The 5,139-nt window shown below is 63.8% G+C and carries 6 protein-coding genes and 1 pseudogene; 4 read left to right on the top strand and 3 right to left on the bottom strand.

Annotated features, from left to right (window positions below; genetic code table 11):
* Positions 1–59: 59 nt before the first annotated feature.
* Entirely contained in the window at positions 60–1,415 is a 1,356-nt protein-coding gene (locus EN964_RS23775; RefSeq protein ID WP_127266718.1) for an MATE family efflux transporter, read from the top strand.
* 324 nt (positions 1,416–1,739) lie between these two features.
* A complete protein-coding gene (locus EN964_RS37830; protein ID WP_164750861.1) occupies positions 1,740–1,889 on the top strand; it encodes a hypothetical protein in 150 nt (49 codons plus the stop codon).
* Between the two features lie 8 nt (positions 1,890–1,897).
* On the opposite strand, the gene EN964_RS23770 is transcribed toward EN964_RS37830, so the two are convergent.
* Positions 1,898–2,974: a quinone-dependent dihydroorotate dehydrogenase gene (locus EN964_RS23770; protein WP_127266719.1), complete on the bottom strand. Its 1,077-nt coding sequence runs from the start codon at positions 2,972–2,974 to the stop codon at positions 1,898–1,900.
* Positions 2,971–3,321, bottom strand: coding sequence for a DUF952 domain-containing protein (locus EN964_RS23765; protein ID WP_063173552.1), 351 nt, complete (start codon positions 3,319–3,321; stop codon positions 2,971–2,973). Before EN964_RS23765 ends, EN964_RS23770 begins: the two co-directional genes overlap by 4 nt.
* Before the next feature lie 187 nt (positions 3,322–3,508).
* On the opposite strand from EN964_RS23765, the gene EN964_RS23760 reads away from it, so the two are divergent.
* Together EN964_RS23760 and EN964_RS23755 are read left to right on the top strand one after the other, a co-directional pair.
* Positions 3,509–3,925 (top strand): hypothetical protein, encoded by a 417-nt coding sequence (locus EN964_RS23760; protein WP_127266720.1) that lies wholly within the window; start codon positions 3,509–3,511, stop codon positions 3,923–3,925.
* 120 nt (positions 3,926–4,045) lie between these two features.
* Positions 4,046–4,705, top strand: a complete 660-nt coding sequence (locus EN964_RS23755) for a response regulator transcription factor (RefSeq protein WP_023813893.1) — start codon at positions 4,046–4,048, stop codon at positions 4,703–4,705.
* Positions 4,706–4,737: 32 nt separating this feature from the next.
* Here the strand turns inward: EN964_RS23755 and EN964_RS23750 are convergent.
* Positions 4,738–5,139: pseudogene (locus EN964_RS23750) on the bottom strand (MFS transporter); the annotation flags it as partial.

Genomic DNA, 5,139 nt, shown 5'->3' with positions numbered 1-5,139 from the left:
GCTGGAAAATGGGGCACATCGGCAGTTCGATCAAGCCGCAATCAGCAAGGCAGCAATCCTTGGACCAGGGTGCAACCCCAGCCGACGCCAGATCCCCAATCAACCCCGGATCATTTGTCGTCACCAATCGTTCCGTGCTCGCCATCGCCGTGCCGATGACGCTTGCCTATCTGACGACGCCGATGCTCGGCCTGGTCGACACGGCTGTCATCGGCCAGTTCGGCGATGCCGCCTTGCTTGGCGGCCTGGCGGCCGGCGCATTGATCTTCGACGTCGTCTTCACCTCTTTCAATTTCCTGCGCTCGGGCACCACCGGGCTTGTCGCACAGGCGTTTGGGCGCGGCGACGCCCTGGAGGAACAGGCGGTGTTCTGGCGCGCCGTGCTGATCGCGGTTATCGCCGGCATCGTGCTCGCTGCCCTTGCGCCGCTGGTCGCCATCGCCGGGCAAAAGTTCATGGGCGCCGAACCGCGCGTCAGCGAGGCGATGGGCGTCTACATCAGGATCAGGCTGCTCGCGGCGCCGTTCTCGCTGATCAACTACGCCATCCTCGGCTATGTGCTGGGGCGCGGCGAGGGCGGGCTTGGGCTGATGCTGCAATTGGTGCTGAACGGCATCAACATCGCGCTCTGCTTCGTGCTTGGGTTGGAACTTGGCTGGGGTGTCGCCGGCGTTGCCTGGGCGACCGTCACCGGTGAGTTCCTGGCCATGCTGCTCGGCCTGGCGATCGTTATCCGCCGGTTCCGGGCCGCCCCATCCTTGCCGCGCCACCGCCTGCTCGACATGGCCGCCTTCCTGCGCATGATGTCGCTCAACCGCGACATCATGATCCGCTCGTTCTCGCTGCTCGCCGCCTTCGCATTGTTCACCCGCCAGGGCGCGCAGTTCGGCACGGTGACGCTGGCCGCCAACGCCGTGCTGATGAACTTCTTCCTCGTCGCCGGCTATTTCCTCGACGGCTTTGCCACCGCCGCCGAACAGCTGGCGGGCCGTGCCGTCGGCGCACGTGCCGCCGCACCGTTCCGCCAGGCCGTGCGGCTGACGCTGTTTTGGGGTTTCGGACTGGCGGGAGCCGCGACGCTGGTAATGCTGTCTGGTGGCGCCAATCTGGTCGCTCTCGTGACGACATCGGAGGAAGTCCGTTCGGTGGCCGACATCTACCTGCCATGGGCGGCATTCACGGCGCTGAGCGGTGTGCTGGCGTTCCAGATGGATGGCGTCTTCATCGGCGCGACCTGGTCCCGCGACATGCGCAACATGATGCTGCTGTCGTTCCTGGTTTTCGCGACCGCGCTGCTGACCCTTGCGCCCGCCTTCGGCAACAATGGACTTTGGGCGGCGCTGCACGTCTTCCTGCTGGTGCGAGGCTTCAGCCTGCTGACGATCCTGCGGCTCAGGGTGCGGACGGCGTTTTAGACGGTGCCCTCCGGGAGGCCCTGCGCCGTCCAGGCAGCGAACGGCACCTGTTCGCGATAGGAATTTTTTCTTGACTCGGTGATCTCAGCTATGGTACATTTTTGGCCATGGTGCTGATTTGCGCCAGTGACCCGCCGCACAGGCGGGTTTTTCGTTTGATGCTCCGTCAGCCAATGCGCCGGCGAGGCTCCGAAGCAACCCGTTAAACCGAGTTCGTTGCCCTGCTGTGCGGTCGGATGCACTTGCACTTCCAGTCGATTTCCAACAGACTTGATGCACCAATTGTTCCAGGGCGAGCTTATGCGAAGCTACCTGCCATATGTCTTGGGCGCGGCGCTGGGATTGCTCGCTGCGTTCATTCTCTCCGCGGTTTCTGGCATCGGCGGCACCGCGCAATTGCTTCTCTTCGGCGTGTTGCCTGCCATCGGCGGCGCCATTTGCGAGCGGGCCGTCAGTCGCAATCTACGCTCCTGAGAGCAGGCTCAGAGTTGCCTGGACGCCCAGAAGTCGAGGCGGCTGCCGCGCAACTCGCAAATCGACTTCAGCCGTTCCTTTTCGACGAAACGGACCATTCCGGAAAGGATACGGCCCGGCAGTGAAGGCCCGGCATAGATCATGCCGGTGTAGAGCTGGACCAGATCAGCACCCGCACGGATCTTGTCCAGCGCCGTATCGGCGGAATCGACGCCGCCGACGCCGATGATGGCGCGGTCCGGTCCGAGCAGTTTGCGCATCTTCGCCAGCACGATGGTCGAACGCTCGAACAGCGGCTTTCCGGAGAGCCCGCCGGTCTCGCGCGCGGTGTCGCCGCTGCGCAATGACGGTCGGGAGATGGTGGTGTTGGAGACGATGACGCCGTCCACCTGCTTTTCGGTGACCTCGGCGGCGATGTCCTCCAGCTCTGCCTCGACCAGGTCCGGCGCGATCTTCAGGAACACCGGCGGCTGCGCCGTTGCCGCGGCGCGCGCGGCCATGACACGCGACAAGAGTTCGCCAAGCTGCTCGCGCGCCTGCATGTTGCGCAGGCCCGGCGTGTTGGGCGAGGAGATGTTGACGGTGAGATAGCTGGCGTATTGCGCAAACCGGGCGACACCGCGCTCATAGTCGCCGATGCGGTCGCTGCTGTCCTTGTTGGCTCCGATGTTGACACCGACGATGCCGGAGCGCCCCTTGCGTGCGGCAAGGCGTTTTTCGGCCGCTGCATGGCCTTCATTGTTGAAGCCCAATCGGTTGATCACCGCATCGTCGGCAGTCAGCCGGAAGATACGCGGCTTCGGATTGCCGGCCTGCGGCAACGGCGTGATGGTACCGACCTCGGCGAAACCGAAGCCCAGGCCAAGCAACGCGTCCGGAACCTCGGCGTTCTTGTCATAGCCGGCCGCCATGCCGATCGGATTGGGGAAATCGAGGCCGCAGACGCTGACCTTCAGCCGCGCGTCGAGCGTCGTCCGCGCACCGACCGGCAGGCCGCATCGCAGCGCCGCAATCGACATGCCATGCGCGGTTTCCGGATCGAAGGCGAACAGCAGCTTCTGGCCGAGCCGGTCGAGCACGCTCATTGCCCCTCCAGTGCCGGGAACTGGTGCACACCATCGGCGCCAAGCGGCAGTGGCCGGACCCACAGCACGGCCTTGAGGTCCAGCGGGCCATAAAGATGCGGAAACAGCGCGCCGCCGCGCGAGACCTCGTATCTCAGCGCAGCGCCCAGGCCGGCGCCGTCGATGGCGACCAGCAGAAGGTCCGTCTGGCCGGCAAAGTGCTTTGCCGCCGTTTCCCTGACCTGTGCTGCCGTTGAGAAATGGATGAAGCCATCGGCGACATCGATCGGCGCGCCGGTGAAGCGACCATGCGTTTCGGCCTCGCGCCAAGGCGCTTGCGGGGTTATCTTGTAGATAATCTGAGACATGGTTGCGCTATAGAGCAGTTCCAGGAAAAGTGTGAAACGGTTTTCCCGGGAAAAGCGCATAGCGCTTTCCCTTGGGAATTGCGTCAAAAAGATTCCGAACCAGCCATTCGGGAAAGGCCACGCCAAGGGTCTTCCCCATTTCCGGCGCAAACATGCGATATCTGAGGCCTTGGCCATGGAGGACAACATGCGTCTGCAGCACATCTTGATCCCCGCCGCGCTCGTTTCGCTGGTCGCGGCTTCAGCTTATTCGGAAGAGACCGACCGCTACCGCCTGGAAAAGTCCGATAGCGGCTTTGTCCGTATCGATACGCAGACCGGCGCCATGTCGATCTGCGAGGAACGTTCGGGCCAGCTCGTCTGCAAGATGGCGGCCGACGAACGCGCTGCTTTCCAGGACGAGGTCGACCGCCTGCAAACCTCGATGAAGGCGATGGACGAGCGCGTCACCAAGCTCGAGAATTCGCTCTCCGCCCGCCTCGAATCGAAACTGCCGAGCGAGGAGGATTTCAACAAGACCATGAGCTACATGGAGCGCTTCCTGCGCGGCTTCATGGGCATCGTCAAGGATATGGACAAGGACGACGGCGCTCAGAAGACCTGAGCGCTTCAACCAGGGGAGGCGGCGCGCTGGCTTTGCCGCTTGAAAACAGCGCGCAGCCCCTCATAATCGTCCAATTGAACCCGAAAAGCCAAAAATCATCGGGGATTTGGGGAGGGACATTTGCCGGCAGGCTATTCTTTCGTCATCGCCGACGATCACCCGCTGTTTCGCGGTGCGCTGCGCGAAGCGCTCGCCGGCATCGGCAACGTCGCCGCCATCCATGAAGCCGGCGATTTCGAGAGCGCCAAGGCGCTGGTCGTGGCCAACGAGGACGTCGATCTGGTGCTGCTCGACCTGTCGATGCCGGGCGCCAGCGGCCTGTCCGGCCTGGTCTCGCTGCGTGGCATCCATCCGGCGGTGCCGCTGGTCGTGGTGTCGGCGCATGACGATCCGGCGACCATCAGGCGGGCGCTCGATCTCGGCGCTTCCGGCTTCATCTCCAAGTCGGCCAGCATGGAGGAGATCCGCAGCGCCGTGCAATCGGTGCTTGCCGGCGACATCGCAGCACCAGCCGGCGTCGATCTCGGCATCGAGCGCGATCCCGAAATATCGGACCTCATCAAGCGGCTGCAGGCTCTGACGCCGCAGCAGACACGGGTGCTGGGCATGCTGGCCGAGGGCCTGCTCAACAAGCAGATCGCCTATGAACTCGGTGTATCGGAGGCTACCATCAAGGCGCATGTCTCCGCCATCCTGCAGAAGCTCGGCGTCGACAGCCGCACGCAGGCGGTGATCCTGCTGTCCAAGATCGGCAGCGACCCGCTGCAGCCGGCGGGTTGATCGCCAGGGCGCCTGTTCGATCATTGTAGTGTTCAATCAGAGCACTGAACCTCCGTCCGCCGCACCGGCCGGCCGTTGAAGCTTGCGAAACTGATGGCGGCCATGATCCAGACGCCGATCCCGCCATAGAGCATGACCCAGCCAAAGCCGTTGCGCAGCGCATCCTGGGCGACGGTCCCGGCGAGCCCGGAGATGGGGTTTCCAGCAGCGATAGCTTCGGCGAGAAGACGCAATTGGGCAGCGTCGAGGTCGGGCAGCGCATGCCCCAGATGCGCCAGCACACCGCTGGCCAGGATGAAGCCCATCACCGCGATGTTCAGCGCCAATGAAACCATGCGCGCGGTCATGTCGATGCCGGAGGCCATGCCGGCGCGATCGCTCGAAACGGAACCCGTCGTCGTGTTGGTGACAGGTGTGTTGGTTATTCCCAGACC

The organism is Mesorhizobium sp. M7A.F.Ca.CA.001.10.2.1, from assembly GCF_003998575.1.
Classification (GTDB): domain Bacteria; phylum Pseudomonadota; class Alphaproteobacteria; order Rhizobiales; family Rhizobiaceae; genus Mesorhizobium.
Note: the sequence above shows the minus strand (reverse complement) of the source record. Positions and strands in the feature narration are given on the sequence as shown.

Bases quoted from the DNA above. Each gene is read 5' to 3' on its own strand.
- EN964_RS23770 (WP_127266719.1), bottom strand. From the start codon at position 2,974: ATGAGCGTGCTCGACCGGCTCGGCCAGAAGCTGCTGTTCGCCTTCGAT.
- EN964_RS23765 (WP_063173552.1), bottom strand. From the start codon at position 3,321: ATGTCTCAGATTATCTACAAGATAACCCCGCAAGCGCCTTGGCGCGAG.
- EN964_RS23760 (WP_127266720.1), top strand. From the start codon at position 3,509: ATGCGTCTGCAGCACATCTTGATCCCCGCCGCGCTCGTTTCGCTGGTC.